This window comes from Aliiglaciecola sp. NS0011-25, from assembly GCF_040370605.1.
Classification (GTDB): Bacteria; Pseudomonadota; Gammaproteobacteria; order Enterobacterales; family Alteromonadaceae; genus Aliiglaciecola; species Aliiglaciecola lipolytica_A.
On sequence record NZ_BAABWR010000011.1, the window covers coordinates 54,858 to 72,511 of the forward strand.

Sequence of the window (17,654 nt, forward strand, 5' to 3'; positions counted from 1 at the left end):
TTAATCTACCGTTAACTCACTCACTTCACTATGACAATTGTCAATATTTGCGCACTAATATTCGGATTTCTTCAACTGCTGAAATAAGCGCTTTTTACTGAATCGGGCAAGTCTGGAAGTCTGTGAACATTTTCGGTTAGGACGAAAGAACGGCCGAAGTAAACCGACATTGATCGCAAACTTATTCACAGGTTGCCTGTGAAAAAAAACGTCTAGGATTAAGAGCATGCTGGCTTAATACTTTTTGTGCATGCTCTAACTTAAAAGCAGGACCAGTGGCATACACATCAGCATTGTGCATTTGGGGTTGCATACCCAACATAACATCTTGCGCTTCACCCAATTGACCAGACCAAGCGGGACAAGCTGAAGACAACGTGCGAATAAATCGAATATCACTATCCATTTGCGCTACATCAAAATAGAAATCTTCTGGCTGTTGACCTTGCCAAATCACGGTAATACTTGCAGCTTGCTTGTCTTTTGCTAAATTTGCATGGGCTTCTAGCATGGCTGTAATAGCAGCAATACCAGCCCCAAACGCTAGAAAGAACAGATCTCGATGGGCAGTGTCACGCAAGAAGTGGGTACCTTTAGGTCCTTCAAGTTTAAGAAGGTCTTTGACTTTGGCTTGATGAAACCAATATTGATGCATAGGATCTAGTTCATTGTGCGCAATGTGTAGTTCTATTTTTTGCTGCTCTACACTCGCTTTACTCAACCAATAGCTGCTTGATAGTCCCTCTGATGTAAATACATCCACGTATTGCCCAGCTAGATACATAAATTTAACTATCAATGGTAGCTGTAAAGTTACCGTTAACATTGTCGGGCTCAACAACTCAATTGCATCAATCGCACAGGGAATCGAACAAACTTTAGGAATGATTACTTGAGTAAGATTACCGGCATCAATTTCAATATCAGTCAACGCGGTATGGCAACATGAGAGTATCCAATTGTCATCTCTGTCTTGCTGTAAAAGTTGCTCTGCACGATACGCAGAAGTTTCGCCGGAAAGTAATTGCACCTTACAAAAACCACAGCGACCAGACCGGCAACTGTGATTAATCGGATAGCCAGCATTGATACTGGCATCAAGAATTGTTTCGCCACTATTTTGCTGGAAACTAGTTCCATTTTTTATACTAATTTTCATAGTTGCAACTTCATGCAGAAACACATTGTGAAATCAATTAATATTGTGCTGTGGCCATCTGAAACCCCTTCGGCAATCCAGCTTCAGGTGTAAAGCCATACAAATCAACTTCAACAGGTAAACTGTCACGCAGAATTTTTCGAGCTAACAATAAACGCTGATAGTTGATTCCTGTTTTTAACCCCATACCCTCAAGTAGAAAAACCAAGTCTTCAGTGATTATGTTACCTGAAGCACCGGGAGCAAATGGACAGCCGCCGATTCCTGCCATTGAAGAATCTATGGTTTTCAAGCCGACTTCGAGGGCGGTCATCACATTAGCGAGTCCCTGACCACGAGTATTGTGCAAATGAATACCTGTAAGTCTGTCTTTGCCCACTAGATCCCAAATCCCGAGGGTTAATCGCTTCACTTGATTCGGAGTACCGAAGCCTGTGGTATCCGATAAGCCCACTTCGTCACAACCAGCTTCAATTAATTTCTCAGCCATCTCGAAAACTTTAGACTCAGGTACATTTCCTTCTAAAGTGCAACCAAAGGCGGTAGATAATCCACCTTCCAGTATCGGTTTTTGCGGATTATCAGATTGATTAATCAGTTCTCGAATTTTTGCAACTTCTTGAATAACTTGAGCGTGTGTGCGGCGTACATTTTTTAAACTATGGGTTTCAGACACCGACAAAGGAATAGTTATTTTATGTGCACCGGCTTTTATTGCATCTTGAGCTCCCCGATAGTTCGGGACCAACACAGCCACATTTAAGCCCGGAATTGTGCGCGCATGAGCGACTATTTCAGCGGTATCAGCTAACTGAGGAAGAATACTCGCTGGTACGAATGAACCGACTTCAATTTCAGGAATGCCAGCCGCGGCTAACGCACTAACCCAGCGTTTTTTATCATTAGTAGACATAATTGGTTTGATACTTTGCAAACCATCTCGTGGGCCTACTTCACTAATTTCCACATCTATATCTGGATTCATAACATAACACCGACAAAATAAAGATATAAATATATATCATTCGGTCTTTTTCTTCAAATAAATTAGTCTTGGTTCATTTTAAGCCATTAACAAAGCACAATTTGTGCACCTCAACGAAATCCTAAGGATATGATTTAGATAAATTTATTTAAGTTTAATGTGATTATGTTGGAAGAATCAGTTAGCTTGTTGAACTATGCCTGCAGATGGACACCTAACTTTTCGATTCTAGTTTTATCGCTGGTTTAATCTCTTGAACACATTGCTTTATTGTTATATTAATAGTACTTTACTAATTAGATTTAGCATGCGACCAATAGATTTATAGTGTCAGGTTGAAACTGAACATCACTAACAAACACGCATACTAGCTCAGTTGAATAGACTTTTTTGGAGACGAAGAGTGAATAGCAGAAGTGATATATCACAGGTTTTAGAAAGCTTAGTAAAATTTGTTGGTCAAGAACACGTTTTAACCGATTCCTATTCTTGTAGTCTCTATGCGCAAGATGTTTTTACTAAAGAAAAACCTGCTATTGCCGTTGTTCAGCCAGGCTCTACTAGCGAATTAGCTGACGTTGTTAAAACAGCTACAGCACACAAATATATCACTATCCCCCGCGGTGGAGGTATGTCGTACACCAGTGGATATGTGCCGCAACAAGACAATTCTATCATTATTGATATGAGTAGAATGTCTAAAGTGCTAGAAATAAATGAACAGGATATGTACGTCACAGTTGAGTGTGGATGTACATGGAAAGCGCTTTATGAAGCATTGAAAGGTACCGGTTTGCGTACTCCATGCTGGGGAACATTGTCAGGAATTTACGCTACAGTAGGTGGCGGGTTATCACAAAATGGTATGTTTTGGGGATCCGGTCACTTTGGAGCTATAGGTGACTCTGTTATCAGTATCGAAGTCGTACTTGCTGACGGTTCAATAGTAGAAACCGGATCAGCCGCTCAAGTCAATGGCACTCCTTTTTTCCGCCATTTTGGACCAGATTTAACTGGTTTATTTGTTGGCGATACTGGCTCGTTAGGATTTAAAACACGGGCAACATTTCGCTTAATGCCCGAATTAACTGCCAGAGAATACATTTCGATGGACTTTAAGAGTTCGGATGATGCATTAACTACGATGAGTGAAATTTCTCGTCGTGGTTTAGCCATGGAATGTTTCGGATTCGATCCGTTTTTGCAAGCGCAGCGCAAACAACGGGAGAGTTTAGCCTCTGATGCTAAAGCACTGGTTGGTTTTATGAAATCAGCAGGGTCTATTGGCCAAGCCATCAAACAAGGATCTAAGATAGCGTTTGCTGGCAGAGGTTTTATGGATGATGTTGATTTTTCAATACATGCATTTGTAGAAGAGCGTTCACCACAAGCGGCAAAACAATGTCTTGATGATATCCGCGCCATTGTGAAAAAAAATAACGGTAAAGAGATTGAAAATACGATTCCCAAAATCCTCCGAGCGAACCCTTTTGGTCCAGTAAATAATATGGTCGGCCCAAATGGTGAGCGTTGGGTACCCGTTCATGGTCAATTCCCTCACTCAAAAGTCATCCCTGCGTTTAATGCTGCTGAAGCCATTTTTACTAGTCACAAAGCTGAAATGGAGCGATTGAATATTGGTGTTGGTTATTTATTTGCGGTTATTTCTACCAATGCATTCGTCATTGAGCCGGTATTTTTTTGGCAAGACTGTCTCAACGAATTGCACGAAAAAAGCGTAGAGTCGGCCCATTATAATAAATTGAAAAAGTTTGACGAAAACATCGAAGCCCGTGACGCCGTTACCAAGATAAAAAAAGAAATAGCGGCAAAATTCAGTCAGATGGGTGGTGTGCATTTCCAAATAGGAAAGAGTTATGCCTATAAAGAAGGTCTGAAACCAACAGCTTTACAACTCATTGAACGTATCAAAGGGCTAGTTGATCCCGAGCGACTTGTTAATCCAGGCTCTTTAGGATTATAACTTCCCTTTTATTAGGCTAAATGCAGTGCGCAAGCATCCGCGAAAGGAACAGAATACAATGACAAATAGCGTTAAAATGTTAGATGGAAATGCAATCCCCCAATTGGGTTTGGGTGTATGGCAGGCCAGTAACGAACAGGTTGTAAGCGCCATTCACGCTGCTTTCGATGCGGGTTATCGCTTAATTGACACAGCTTCTGTTTATGAAAATGAAAGTGGTGTTGGCACTGCCATCAAGTCGAGTAATTTAGCCAGAGAAGACATTTTTGTTACCAGCAAGTTATGGAACAAAGATCAGGGTAATGTCCAAAAAGCCCTTGAGAAAAGTTTAACGCTTCTAGAACTAGATTATTTAGATTGTTATCTGATCCATTGGCCCGCACCTTCTTTAGGTCAATATACCAATGCTTGGAAAGAGTTAATTAAAGCGCAACACAGCGGTTTGGTAAAATCCATTGGGGTAAGCAACTTTTTACCTGAACATATCGACACTCTCATCCAGCAAACCGGCGTCACGCCAGTAATAAACCAAATCGAAAAACATCCCCTATTTAGCCAACAATCCATATCTAAATGGTGCACTGAACGGGATATATTGGTCCAAGCATGGAGTCCTTTAGCACAAGGTGGTGAAGGTATTTTTGAGCGTCCAGAAGTGATGGCCATCGCAGCAGCACATCAAAAGTCTCCAGCACAGGTAGTATTGCGTTGGCACATACAGAAAAACACCTTAGTCATACCTAAGTCTGTTACTCCATCTCGTATTGCTGAAAATATTGATGTTTTCGATTTCGTTTTGACTCCGGTTGAACTCAAAACAATAGATGCGTTAGATAAAAACCAGCGACTCGGACCAGATCCACTCGACTTCGTTTAAGCAGAACCTAATACCTAAAACACAATGACTAACATTGGAAATAATATGAATAAACATTATCCATGGCTAATCGCCTCTATTGCATGTATCGCGTTACTTGTTAGTAACGGTATGGGCATTTCCGGTTTATCTGTTTTTGATGAATCCCTAATAAAAGAATTCGGATGGAGCCGAGGAGAACTAAAGTTCAGAGATATGGTGACCTTTGCCACTAGTGCTTTATTAGCTCCCTTCGGTGGCATGATAATCGACAAGATAGGTGCTAAACGTGCGTTACTTATGGGTTGGGTATTATTAGCCACAGCTTATTTTTCATATAGCCAAATAGATTCATTGCAAGGATTGTATGTCGTCCACGCATTACTTGGCTTAGTATTGATTCTATGTGGTCTTAATCCTGCGGTTATTTTAGTTTCCAATTGGTTTACCTCAAAACGTGGCGCGGCCATTGGTATTACCTTAGTTGGCACTAGTTTAGGAGGTGTTTTATTCCCTCAATACGGTTTATATATGAACGAATTGTTCGGATGGCGAGAAACCATGCAATGGGCCGTCGCATTTCCTTTAACTATGTTGATTGTAGTCGCGGTTTTAGTAAAAGATCGCCCTTCACAGATGAAGCAGAAAGCCAACCAAACAGCGGAGCAAAGCAAACCTCAACCATTAACAGGTATGAGCTATTTAGACGCACTTCGCACCCGCACTTTTTGGGCACTTACTTTAGTTGCCATGACCACCTTTTATACGGTCTTAGGTGTTCAAGCTCATCTATTCCTATATATGCGTGATTTGGGGTTTGAAACTAGCACTGCCGCAAACGCAATTAGTTTATTTTTTATGTGCGCGTTGATTGGTAAATTTGTTTTTGGCTTTGTCGCTGACCACATACATTTCAAAAAGGTTTTCATTGGTAATATAGCGATAATGTTGACCGGGTCGTTATTATTAGCATTGATGAATAAAGCTGTTTTGTGGGAAGCAATCGTATTGTTCGGCCTAGGCTGGGGCGGCGTGTACACGACCATTCAATTGTCTGCAGTTAATTGTTTTGGATTAAAGTCAGCAGGCAAAATACTTGGAACAATTACCGTATTAGATTGCTTAGGCGGCGGATTAGGTATTTGGCTTACCGGTGTATTTTATGGAATGAACTCAAGCTACGATTTAGCTTTTTGGGTATTCTTTGGACTTATTTTGATAGCCATTCCGTGTATTACCCAAGTAAAAGAAACTGCCTATACTAAATTAAGTAAAACGGCTGCTTAGCCAACGATATTGAGCTAAGGCCTTAACGTATTTTGTTAGGGTCTTGGCGCCCTCCCCCCTCTCTGATTGATTACATCTTTTTCATCCCATTTGGTTTCCCTTAATACAATTTTGCTACTTTTAGACTAGCACCTTCCTGCAAACATCTTGGAAAATGCTAATAATATTAAGTATTTACCGCAGTCCAACAGGTTTAGATAAATTAAAACACAAAAATCACTTGGTTTTTGACATTTGTTAAGGCGGCGAAAATTCAAGCTGCTTATGCTGGTAGCACATAAGCACAAAGGTTGCGAGTGTAGGTTAACTTTTAAATGTTACAGGTTATTTAAAAAACACAAAAATCACAAAAAAACGTTTCATTTTTCGTAAAAGTTAATCGCTGCCTAGATAAACACTAAAAAAGGAATGGTTATGATCAACTCTAAATTACGCAAATACGTGTATATTGCGGGAACCGCATTCGCGTTATCTCCAATTGCTACAACGCTGGTACACGCTCAAGATGCTGGCGCAGAAACTGAGGTTAACAGTAATTCACTGGAAAGAATTACGGTTAGTGCGCGTAAAACAGATGAATCCATAATAGAAGTACCTCTTTCAATCCAAGCATTTACTAGTGCAGATTTAAAAGAGAAAGGAATTGCAGACTTAGAGACCTTAGCTAATTTTGCCCCTAATTTGGATTTCCAAAACGTGGGTAACTCCCAACCAGGCCGATTCAACCCAGGTATTCGTTTCAGGGGAATGGATATCGCCATAACAACGCCAACCAGTCAAACAGGTGGTTTCTTAGTAGATGGTATTTCCATGCTAGGCGGCTCTAGCTCTGTTTCTTTTAGTGATATATCTCAAGTTGAAGTAATACGTGGGCCTCAACCGGTATACTTTGGTCGCGGCACATTTGGTGGTGCGATTAACTATACGACGGTAACACCTTCAAGTGATTTCAGTGCTGGCGTTTCTGCAAATTATAGCCCTACATTTGGTAGCCAAGAACTAGAAGGTTATGTAGAAGGCGAAATTGTTGAAAACATAAATGCACGATTAACTGCCTTTACTCGTAAACAAGGGGCTCCTTTTACAGCCAATGATGGCGGTGATTTAGGTGAAGAAAAAACCACAGGTGTTTCGTTAATAGTGTCATTTACACCAACTGATGACTTAAGCATAAAAACTCGCTTTGCCTATTCCGAAGATGATGACGGTGCAACCGCATCTACCTTTGTTCCTTTCTCTATTTATAACAATGTTTCAGCAGGCGATGCACTTACTATTCCAACGAATAATGGCAGCCTAGATACGGCATTTACTCAGCCTTGGTTAATTGGCTCATTACCAACCATAGATGTAAGCAACAATGCGACCTTTTACGATTTGGTTGTAGCTGGCCAGCCGTTATATGGAGAAACCATAGCGGACGGTACATACAACACTTTAGATTTATTAAACCAACGTCCTGCATCAGGTGATACACCAAGCCTAAATAAAATAGGTCTGGCGGGTGAATTAGTATCGTTTTCAATAGATGCTGAATACCTCATATCTGATGACTACACATTCTCATTTTTAGCCGGCTACAATAAAAGAGATACCACGCAAATACGCGATAGCGACCAAACAGACAGCCAAGCTTGGTTAACTGCAACTTGGTTGGAATTAGAGTCTTGGTCAACAGAAGCTCGTTTCACTTTTGATAATGCAGGCAAGTTGCGTTGGATGGTAGGTGTGAGTAAATCAGAAATTGATCAAATGGGTGACGTTGATGGTGGTTGGAATGTATTTAATGGTTACTTCGGTGGTTTATTACTGGGTTATGGATCAAGTTCAATAGATGCTAATAACGTCGCTTCAACAGGTGTTTTTGGTGCCATTGAATATGACTTCAGTGATGAATTTACTGCCGTATTTGAAGGTCGTTACCAAGAAGATACGACAATTACTCGTGGCGGCTTTACCGAAGCAACACTTACTGATCCAGTAGAGCAAGACTACGATGCATTCTTGCCTCGAGTGAGCCTTCAATACAAACCAGATGAAGACACCAATATATTCCTAACCTATGCCGAGGCATTGTTGCCAGGATCATATAACTCACAGCTTGATTCAATTGACCAAGGTGATGCAGCAGCATTCTTGGCAGAAAACCCGAATGTGCAAAAGACCACGGGAGAAGAAAGTTTAACTAGTTATGAATTAGGTTTAAAACAGTCTGTACTAAATGGCAGTGTGTGGTACTCATTGGTGGCTTTTTATCAAGAATGGGAAGGCATGAAATCTTCAGGTCTCTATTCTTTCTTTGGTGCTGAAACAGGCACAGCTTACTTCTTAAACCCTGTTTTAGAGGGCTCTAGTACACAGCAAGGTATCGAGGCTGAAGGACGCTGGCAGATCACTAAAAACCTTAATATGCAATTTGCCTACGGCTATACTGAATCTGAGTATGATAGATACGACAGTAACTCTTTCCGCTCGGTACTTGGACTGCCATATGGCACATTCTTAAAAGCTGACGGTAATACTTTACCTCGTTCACCAAAACACAGTGGAGCGATCGGTGCTAGCTGGAAAGATACCTTAAACAGTGAATGGGACTACTCTGTGCGTGCCGATTTAACCTACAGAGGTAAAACCTATACTGACGAGCTCAACTTGACCACAATTGATTCATATTCATTGTTGAGTCTCTCTTTGGGATTCCAACATGAAGGTGGTATCGATGTAGAACTGTACTGTAAAAACTGCACAGATGAAGATGGATGGGCTACTGGACGTCGCAACACAGACTTCAGTGCTATACCAAACTTCTTCGCTACACAAGGTGCTGTAGTTGACCCCATTATGCCAAGAGAAGTGGGTGTAAAAATCGCTTACGCATTTTAATTTGTAATTGGTTATTCGAGGGCGCCTAATCTAGGCGCCTTTTTTTATTACATCACTTAACACACTCATTGGCTTAATTATGTTACTAACTCTGACCCGAACTATGCGCTTATTGCATAAAACGACTAAATCTTTAGCCCCCATGCTAGTTTGTAAAATATTGGCTGGCACTATGTTGCTTGGTACGGCAATCACTAGCTATGCAGAAGATTTAAAATCTGTGCCATTTTGGACTGTTCAACAGGGCCATTGGCTTAGTGAAAATACCTACATGGATGGTAAATTTAATACTAAGATAAAACACTACGGCACTATCTTCTCTATTGATGTGAATGCAACAGAGGCCAGTATAACGGAAAGGAAATTCTACCCACCTGGTTATTTTCCAGGTAGCGCCGTTGGGCTCGAAATACCCGAATCAATGGGTGTACAACTGGTGCAAATTAGCAAAGCCCATTCTGTCAATAATCTGCAAGCACCTGGCAGTGTGGTCTTCTCCCCTCTCAATGCCTATAGAGCTGGAACAGAAGACAAAATACAACCGGTTACGCAAAATAGTGCTCTTTTTACCTCAACCAATAAATCAACTAAGCAACTCGCTTACCAAATGCTAATCTCTTTACCCAATCCCAATACGCGTATTGTGGTTAATTTAGGACTTAATCCAGAAGATAAAATATATGAACTCGGGCCATTGCGGGGCGTTTCTGTATTTTCGGCAGTTCGAATTCAACACGCTGAGATAGAAAAACAACAAAAGTTATTACGCCAGCGCTACAACACCGGTGTTGTGGTGACAACCGATGAGCAAGGAAAATATAAAGCAACATGGTTAGAAACCCAGTAAGTAGCTGTATACCTCCTAGCTTGTAAATGGCAATAAAGCATCAACCAGCACTTACTATTGGCGCACCTTAGTGGATGAATAGCAGGCATTAAAAAAGGCTTTAACTTTTTATGTTAAAGCCTTCTGACTATCTGAAGTGACATACCTTAGAAAGGTTTTGTCGCTCCCAAGAAGCCTACACCAGCAATAATGATCCAATATAGATATGCTAAATAGCGAGAGATTCGAATCGAGTTCTCAAGTTCAGCTTCTAAAGCGTCATCTTGTTTTTCAGCTAGTTGTCTGAAAATAGTTGTCCATTGACGCATAACAAATCTTAGGTACAAGCCAATACACAACAAACCAGAAAACAATAAAATCTTAACTGAGAACCAACGCATTCCCTCTACCGCAATAAAAGGGCCGTTTCCGAGTAAAGAAGAAATAGCACAGATAGCGATAACAGGAATCAATATATAACGGAGCTTTTCATCTATTTTTGTTAGCTTCACACCGCGATCAGTTTCGCGGAAGAAAAAGGCCGACCAACAAAGCATCAACCAAAGAGCAAAAACAGACCAAACTGCTACCAATACCCAACCACCATAGGGCTGTATTCCCCAGATATTTCCCATGTGGAAACCAAGGGGAAACAATAATAAAATGCCTGTTCTAGCGAGTATATCTATGCGATATGCGGTTTCTAAATGTCGTTTCCTTTCGTCCATAGATAACTTTCTATTGACGATGTTAAACGAAGATTGAAATACACCCCACTCACCACCTAACCAGTAAACCATTGCAATAATATGTGCCCATTTTAGAACGGAAAGTTCTACGATACCCATTTGTTAACTCCTCTTTTAAGCTGAGTTTACAATACAGTGAGAATTTGTACCGTCCTTAACAAAAATCAAAATTGCGAAAGAAAACCCAAAAACAGCTCTAAATACTTTTTAAAATTCGAGGGCTATTAATGATTATCTATGACAGATGTCTTATATGACAATTATCAAAGTACCTTGCAGCTAAACAAACTAAACTAATATCAAATTCCATTGTTAGTCGAAAGTTGACTGCATTTTTGCTGATAAGAAGAGAAAACATGATCAATACAATCGTTCAATTAAATGAAACGCCTGTAGGCGTGCCAAAACCATCTGATTTTAAATTAGCGACAGCTGAAGTAGCTAATTTGCAAAACGATGAGGTGCTGTGCCAGATTATGTATTTGTCGTTAGACCCTTATATGCGCAGTCAAATATCAGGATTACATATTTCCGGTTCGGTATTGCCAGGAACAATGATGAACGGTGAAACAGTAGCACGTGTCATCGATAGCAAATCTGATGAGTTTAAAAAGGGTGATATCGTACGAGGTTTTGGAGGCTGGCAGCAATATGCCGTTTTACCGGCTAAAGCGCTCACTAAATTGCCTGCAGATGCCTCGTCTTATTCTGCTTATTTATCTGCATTAGGTTCTACAGGTTTAACTGCTTACGCTGCTTTGATTCTTAAAGGTGCCCCCAAACAAGGTGACACAGTAGTTATTCCGGCAGCAACTGGTGGAGTAGGTTCTACAGCCGCTCAGCTTGCCAAAATATACGGATGCAAAGTTATCGGCATCGCCGGCGGCGAAGAAAAATGCCGCTTGGCCGTTGAAAAACTGGGCTACGATGCTTGTATTGACCGCAAAAATGAAAATGTCGCAGAGAAATTGAAAGAGTACTGCCCTGACGGTGTAGATATTTATTTAGATTTGGTGGGTGGTGAAACACTAAATATCGTTTCAACTCAATTGGCCATAGGCGCTCGGGTTATTCTGTGTGGCATCATGTCCGAAGTAAATAAAACCGAGCGTTCTGGTGGCCCTATGCCAGCAATGTGGATAAAAAGCCGGGCTACTGTATATGGCTTTGTGGTTTATGATTTTGAAGGACAACGAGCCGAGTTCATCAAAGAGTGTCAAGCATACATCGACGATAAACGATTAATGTTGTTTGAAGAGATTACTACTGGCATTGAAAATGCTCCCGATGCTTTCTGTCGACTAATGAACGGTAAAAATATCGGTAAAGTTATAGTCAAAGTTTCAGAATAGAAGGGGTAGGTCATGACAGCAGTGAAAAGACACTATATTGATTTACCCAATGGCCAAATTCATTTTGTTGTGGCTGGTCAAGGACAGCCTGTTTTCTTATTACATCAATCGCCAATGAGCAGCGCTGAGTGGGATGACATCATCCCACTACTTGCCAAGGACTTTATGATAATTGCACCAGATATGCCTGGACACGGTCAATCTTATGATCCAGATTATCCGATGCAAATAGAGGATTTTACCGATGTAACCGTACAGTTTATCGAAAAACTCGGATTTGAGTCGGTAATGTTAGTTGGCAATCATTCAGGTGCTGCCCTTGCCACCTCAATTGCCACTCGATATCCAAATAAGGTGTCTAAGTTAATCATTTCCTGCGAAATGTTGGCATCTAAGGAACAAATTCACGCGTTTATCGAAGCATTGAAAAAGAAGCCTTTGAGCCGAGAAATTCCTATGGATTCAGAAGGACAGTTCATTGCCGACGCTTGGAAACGCTATCAAATGCTCGCACCTACAAGTTCATTAGAAACCCGTTATAAGCCCTTTATAATAGGCCAGGCTGGACGATTGCGCCCCTACGATATACATCATTGTGTCTTAGAGTGGATGGAAAAAGAAGATTGGATGAGCCGCATTGAATGCCCTACGTTGGTATTCGGGGCAGAAAACGATTTATTTTACTCTGAACAAGAGCTTGAAAAAGCCTTAGAGCGCATTAAACAGTGTGAAATAACCACCATTAGTAATGCGGGAGCCCTTAGCACTTTTGAAAATCCGCAACAAATGGGTAAAAAGTTTCGGGCTTTTTTGAACCACTAATTATCCCTCAACTATCGACAGGGCTATAAATAGCCCTACTGACTATTCCGACTCACCTTTGTGGGCATAACTAATTCAGCGTCACAAACAAAAAACCTCAGAGGTATTGATGAAAATACAACTGAGGTTTTATCCAACGCTGATAATAATTAATATCAGCTTGTTAGGCGATTACCAATTAAGAGTAATACGGGTCTTTCATTGGACCTAGAGACTTAGAACGTACTGGCTGCAATGGCGCAGGATCTTGCGTTCCAGGATAATCTGGCCCCCAGTTTACAGGGTCACCGTGCATTTCCATCTTCGCATTATCAGTATACCAATCAACCAAACGACCATCACAACGTAGTAACCAAGTAGCGCCTTCAGGACCCGCTTTAAAGTCACCATGACGAATCAACGGAGGACGGAAGAAGTAAACACCTGGCCACTGTTCACCGAAGTTGAATTCAAATGTTCCCTGAAGAGTATAGGCTTCTTCATATACTGGGTGATGAGCCAATGGATGCTCAACCCAATCTGGCTTAGCTTTAATTAAACGCGTATAAAAGTCGGTTTTTTCATCACGGAACAATAATTTAATGAACAAACCTGGTACCGGTGTACCACCAGCAGAGAAATCCATAGGGCTACCAATTTCAACAGGAACCCAATCCATCAAATTACTGTGCTTAACAACTAGTTTTTGGTCTTCGCGAACGCCTTCTTTATCTGCACTGGCTTCTTCAAATTCCCAAGTACCAAATTCGCGGAAGTACAAAATTTCTGTACCTGGTTTAACTTCAATTGCCGGACACAATACACCAGGAGGAGTACACCAGTAGCCACCTTCGATAAGAACTTCATCACCAATTTTCACTTCTCCACCGAGGACATACCATTCGGTTTGTGCCACATGAACACCAGCGGGACGAGCCCAGTAGGTGTCGAACAAAATCTTGGCTGATACTGAACCATCTTCTTCGTCATAAGAAAGGTTGCGTTGTCTAGCTTCGCCTTCGGTAGCACCTTTTAATTCTGAAGGATGCCAAATCAAGTCCTTTTCGTCGATCATTTCTACATGAGGTCTCATGATTTCTCCAATTAGTTATAGTTAAAATTATAGTTTTAAAGGGCTACAATTACTTCAGTCCTTTAGTAATTTTGTTCCACTAATTCATTACAATATTAGCAAAACAACGTAAATTTAGAAGTCAACGATTTTGATGCCACAGCTTCTACCATCAAACATCGATTGCAGAGCATCAGGGGCAGATTCCAACCCTTTAAAAACATCTTCTGTCGGTTTGAGTTGACCAGATTTGTACCAGTCAATGAGTTCCTTTTCGGCCGCAGGGAATTGATTAAAGTAGTCCCATACAAAAAAGCCTTCCATCCGCGCTCTTTTGTAAATCACGTTGTAATAATAACGAGGACCTGGCAATGGCGGCTCTTGGTATTCGGTAGAAATCATTCCACAAATTACGGCTCGACCTTTTAGCGCAATATTTTTTAGTGCAAGGTCGAGAATATCGCCACCGACATTATCAAAATAAACATCTATGCCTGTTGGACAATATTGTTTAAATTTAGCGTCAATATCGTCATTTTTATAATCTATCGTTTCGTCAACACCAACAAACTCTTTTAGCCATTGGCACTTATCTGTGCCGCCAGCGATACCGACAACTTTGCAGCCTTTAATTTTAGCAATTTGGCAAACGATTGAACCAACACCACCAGCTGCAGAAGAAACTACAACCGTCTCCCCTTTTTGAGGTTTACCAATATCTAGCAAACCAAAATAGGCAGAAAATGCGGATGAGCCTAAGATACCTAAATGAAGATACTGGGGTTGTTGTGGGTTATCGACTTTTTGTAAGGTTTTAACTAACAATTCACCGATATCGCCGCTTTGAACCGAATAGTCTTGCCACCCTGTAGAGCAAGCTACAACATCACCGACTTTATAGTCTTTGTTTTTAGACACTAATATTTCGCCGACACCACGTCCTCGCATGACATCGCCAATCTCAATTGGTTCGTGAAAGCGACTCTCTTCACCCATTAGATAAGCTCGTTGCGCCGGAGAAAAACCCAATGCAGAGGTTTTCACCAAAAATTCACCTTCACCCGGCTCTGGAATCGGTGTTTCTTTCATCTCAAATAGTTCAGAAGTGACTGCTTCACCCTGACGAATATTTCGACTCAAACAAAGTTGCCTATTTAATGTCATTGGTTCGTCCTCAATTGCTTTACAAAGAACCGTTATTTGTATTCAAAGTTTGATAAAGCGAATTCGCTTCAATGAAATAACCGTTCGATTAATCTGTTGACTGTTGATATGGTCTGTTTGCAAAAATGCAGGCTAACTGAATATGCTCCCGCAAATTCAATGTGTCGAAACGTCGAATTATCGTCACTCTTGAGTATTGACCGATAATTTAGGGTAAATCTTTAACGCAGGTCTATCGTAAAAATGTTTTCTGTGAAAGCCCGTATTCGTACAGTGATTGGATAATAGCGTTCAGTCGATGGGTATTAAAATGATAATTGTCAATAAACGAAGAATTAAATCTAATTTTTTCGACAAATTGTAATAAAAAACAATAAAGAAATACTAAACGAATATAAGCATTTTTTGCTAAAGCATTAATTTTAAAGAGATTAACGATCAGATGATTGTTTAATATGCAACGACCAAATGAAAAGGTATAATGACTTACGTATAATTCTTTTGTGAGTTAAACACCGTTTAAAATACACGACAGCTTAAGGAAAGAAATTTGTCTAAGTTAACTATTATTAAAACACTTAAACAGTATAGCCAACACATTGGCTTAGAATGGAATGGACCTACTCCCCTGTATCACAAGTTGTACAGTTTATTGAAAGACCAAATCGTCGATGGCACCATCAGTTACGGGGCTCAATTACCCACAGAGCAAGAGCTGGGTGAAGCTTTTAAATTGTCTAGAATAACTGTAAAGCGGGCCATGGATGAGTTAGCTGCAGAAAAATTAGTGGAACGTCGTCGTGGACGTGGCACTTCGGTTACCTATAAATATAAACCTAAACCAGCCAAATCTCCGTTAGTGGGGTTGCTCGAAAATATCGAAACCATGGGTCGACATACGCTATCTCGAACCATCGAAATTTCACAAACTGTACCACCAGCTGATATTCGTGAAGCGCTTGATTTAAAAGATGGTGAAACAGCCTGTCGCTTGCTTCGTGTTAGGTTAACAGAAGACGAAAAAGTACCTTATGCATACTACATAAGCTGGACTTTGACGCCAGCGAGTACCTTTAATGCAGAGGCATTAAACAATCACACACGGATCGAATTACTCAGACAAATCGGTATCGATATTTCACGTATTGATCAGATAATTAGTGCTGAGGTGGCTAGTCCCGAAGTTGCTAGGGAGCTCAATATTCGTGAAGGAAGTCCATTGTTAGTACTTGAGCGTCGTTCTTATGATAGCAATGACAAACTCGTCGACATTCTGTATTGCCGATATAACCCGTCTATTTTCCAATATCAAATGACGATGGATTTAGATGGCTATAAAGAAAATGCACAATAGTTCTACATTAGGAATGGTTGTTGCTGACAGCCATTTGAACAAGGTATCGTTAACCACGATATAGTTGTGAAGAGTAGCGCCAAGCTAATCGAAATTAACTTGGCGCTTTTTTACTTTAAGATTTTTTAACAGGTGCTGGGGTTTGTTCGTTAGCGTAATGCTCTAAACTAGACCAGCTAGGCTCTACCCATTTGGTTGGAGCTGAAAAGTACTTAGGATAGTGTTTTTTCGCATAGGCCAAGACCTTTGGAGAAACCATATCCATGTTGTCATAACAGCCCATGATACAATTATAATAAGCATGACCTTCTGCCTGACCCATCAACATCCACGGTAACCATGGGGTAATTCGGTTCCAACTACCAGAAAACAGTAAACTGGTTACTTTAGGATCTGCTAAGTCTTCTTTATCAAATACATATGTGAACATCTCAGAAACGCGATTCATTTCACCTGAAGATTCACGTGGCCATTTGTCTGGTTGTAGTGCATTTTTATAAAACAAATGCGTACTATTTTGCAGCATGACTTTATCATCACCGACTTCAGTCCAAGGTAAAATCATTGGAATGTCAGGCATCTCAACTTTTTTATTCAAACCGCCGTATGAAGGTGGTTTTGGATAGAAGGGGCCAATTTTAAAGTTGAACGGGTCATTGGCGATATGCACCACTTTAACCGTTTCATCAGTATATGGATTTTCCCACTCTTCTAAGACTTCACCGGTTTTTAAGTCGGTATAAAAACCAACTTCACGGAGTAATTTTTCATAGACGCCAGTTCCAGTGTCTTTCAGTCTTGCAAAAGAGAAACCTTCAAAACCACATAGTTCGCGATTTTTTTCACCTTTTCTAACACCAATAACCGTACCGCGATACCAACCAAACTTCTCTTTACCGAAGTCCATATCACCCATGATTCGCGCCAAGGCGTCACGGTTCCAATAGTTGTCGCTATATTTAAGGGTATCACTATCTTTGGGCAATTTAGCTTTTACACTCGGATCTATAGTAATGGCTTGAGCTCTGCCAACGGCCAAACCAAGACCAGCAGTTGCTACACCAGCGCCAATAAGATTCTTTGCTGTTTTGCTTAAAAATTCTCGACGAGAATTACTCTCTTCGATTTCATTGTCTTTCTTATCACTTTGCATATTTATCTCCGCATTTAATAATTAAGTCG

General features: G+C 40.7%; 14 protein-coding genes. 8 read left to right on the forward strand and 6 right to left on the reverse strand.

The window, feature by feature from the left end; translation table 11 throughout:
- Window positions 1–181 precede the first annotated feature (181 nt).
- Complete coding sequence (locus tag ABWV72_RS11110) at window positions 182–1,159, reverse strand: 2Fe-2S iron-sulfur cluster-binding protein (protein WP_353370562.1); 978 nt, start codon at window positions 1,157–1,159, stop codon at window positions 182–184.
- A 37-nt stretch (window positions 1,160–1,196) separates the two neighbouring features.
- The gene (locus ABWV72_RS11115; protein WP_342806223.1) at window positions 1,197–2,144 is read right to left on the reverse strand and encodes a hydroxymethylglutaryl-CoA lyase; all 948 of its coding nucleotides are present in this window, start codon (window positions 2,142–2,144) and stop codon (window positions 1,197–1,199) included.
- 403 nt (window positions 2,145–2,547) lie between these two features.
- Here ABWV72_RS11115 and ABWV72_RS11120 point away from each other — a divergent pair, with 403 nt between their 5' ends.
- The 5 genes from ABWV72_RS11120 to ABWV72_RS11140 all read left to right on the forward strand — a co-directional run bounded on the left by ABWV72_RS11120 (window position 2,548) and on the right by ABWV72_RS11140 (window position 10,001).
- Window positions 2,548–4,128: an FAD-binding oxidoreductase gene (locus tag ABWV72_RS11120; RefSeq protein ID WP_353370565.1), complete on the forward strand. Its 1,581-nt coding sequence runs from the start codon at window positions 2,548–2,550 to the stop codon at window positions 4,126–4,128.
- 58 nt (window positions 4,129–4,186) lie between these two features.
- Window positions 4,187–5,005, forward strand: a complete 819-nt coding sequence (locus ABWV72_RS11125) for an aldo/keto reductase (protein ID WP_353370567.1) — start codon at window positions 4,187–4,189, stop codon at window positions 5,003–5,005.
- Window positions 5,006–5,050: 45 nt separating this feature from the next.
- On the forward strand, window positions 5,051–6,271 hold the full coding sequence (locus tag ABWV72_RS11130) for an MFS transporter (RefSeq protein WP_342806217.1): 1,221 nt from the start codon (window positions 5,051–5,053) through the stop codon (window positions 6,269–6,271).
- 414 nt (window positions 6,272–6,685) lie between these two features.
- Complete coding sequence (locus ABWV72_RS11135; protein ID WP_353370569.1) at window positions 6,686–9,154, forward strand: TonB-dependent receptor; 2,469 nt, start codon at window positions 6,686–6,688, stop codon at window positions 9,152–9,154.
- Window positions 9,155–9,233: 79 nt separating this feature from the next.
- Window positions 9,234–10,001 carry a hypothetical protein gene (locus ABWV72_RS11140; protein WP_353370571.1) on the forward strand — a complete coding sequence of 256 codons (768 nt, stop codon included), beginning with the start codon at window positions 9,234–9,236 and terminating at the stop codon, window positions 9,999–10,001.
- A 146-nt stretch (window positions 10,002–10,147) separates the two neighbouring features.
- Here ABWV72_RS11140 and ABWV72_RS11145 read toward each other — a convergent pair whose 3' ends face one another.
- Window positions 10,148–10,828 (reverse strand): hypothetical protein, encoded by a 681-nt coding sequence (locus ABWV72_RS11145; protein WP_353370573.1) that lies wholly within the window; start codon window positions 10,826–10,828, stop codon window positions 10,148–10,150.
- A 257-nt stretch (window positions 10,829–11,085) separates the two neighbouring features.
- On the opposite strand from ABWV72_RS11145, the gene ABWV72_RS11150 reads away from it, so the two are divergent.
- Window positions 11,086–12,081: an NADP-dependent oxidoreductase gene (locus ABWV72_RS11150; protein ID WP_353370575.1), complete on the forward strand. Its 996-nt coding sequence runs from the start codon at window positions 11,086–11,088 to the stop codon at window positions 12,079–12,081.
- Window positions 12,082–12,093: 12 nt separating this feature from the next.
- On the forward strand, window positions 12,094–12,903 hold the full coding sequence (locus tag ABWV72_RS11155) for an alpha/beta fold hydrolase (protein WP_216049317.1): 810 nt from the start codon (window positions 12,094–12,096) through the stop codon (window positions 12,901–12,903).
- Between the two features lie 178 nt (window positions 12,904–13,081).
- Here the strand turns inward: ABWV72_RS11155 and ABWV72_RS11160 are convergent, their stop codons facing one another.
- Both ABWV72_RS11160 and ABWV72_RS11165 read right to left on the reverse strand, forming a co-directional pair.
- A complete protein-coding gene (locus ABWV72_RS11160; RefSeq protein WP_216049318.1) occupies window positions 13,082–13,975 on the reverse strand; it encodes a DUF4437 domain-containing protein in 894 nt (297 codons plus the stop codon).
- 114 nt (window positions 13,976–14,089) lie between these two features.
- Window positions 14,090–15,118 carry an NADP-dependent oxidoreductase gene (locus ABWV72_RS11165; protein ID WP_353370578.1) on the reverse strand — a complete coding sequence of 343 codons (1,029 nt, stop codon included), beginning with the start codon at window positions 15,116–15,118 and terminating at the stop codon, window positions 14,090–14,092.
- Window positions 15,119–15,668: 550 nt separating this feature from the next.
- On the opposite strand from ABWV72_RS11165, the gene ABWV72_RS11170 reads away from it, so the two are divergent.
- Entirely contained in the window at window positions 15,669–16,472 is an 804-nt protein-coding gene (locus tag ABWV72_RS11170; protein WP_252729301.1) for a GntR family transcriptional regulator, read from the forward strand.
- A 115-nt stretch (window positions 16,473–16,587) separates the two neighbouring features.
- On the opposite strand, the gene ABWV72_RS11175 is transcribed toward ABWV72_RS11170, so the two are convergent.
- Entirely contained in the window at window positions 16,588–17,625 is a 1,038-nt protein-coding gene (locus ABWV72_RS11175) for a DUF1838 family protein (protein ID WP_216049320.1), read from the reverse strand.
- Between the last annotated feature and the right edge of the window lie 29 nt (window positions 17,626–17,654).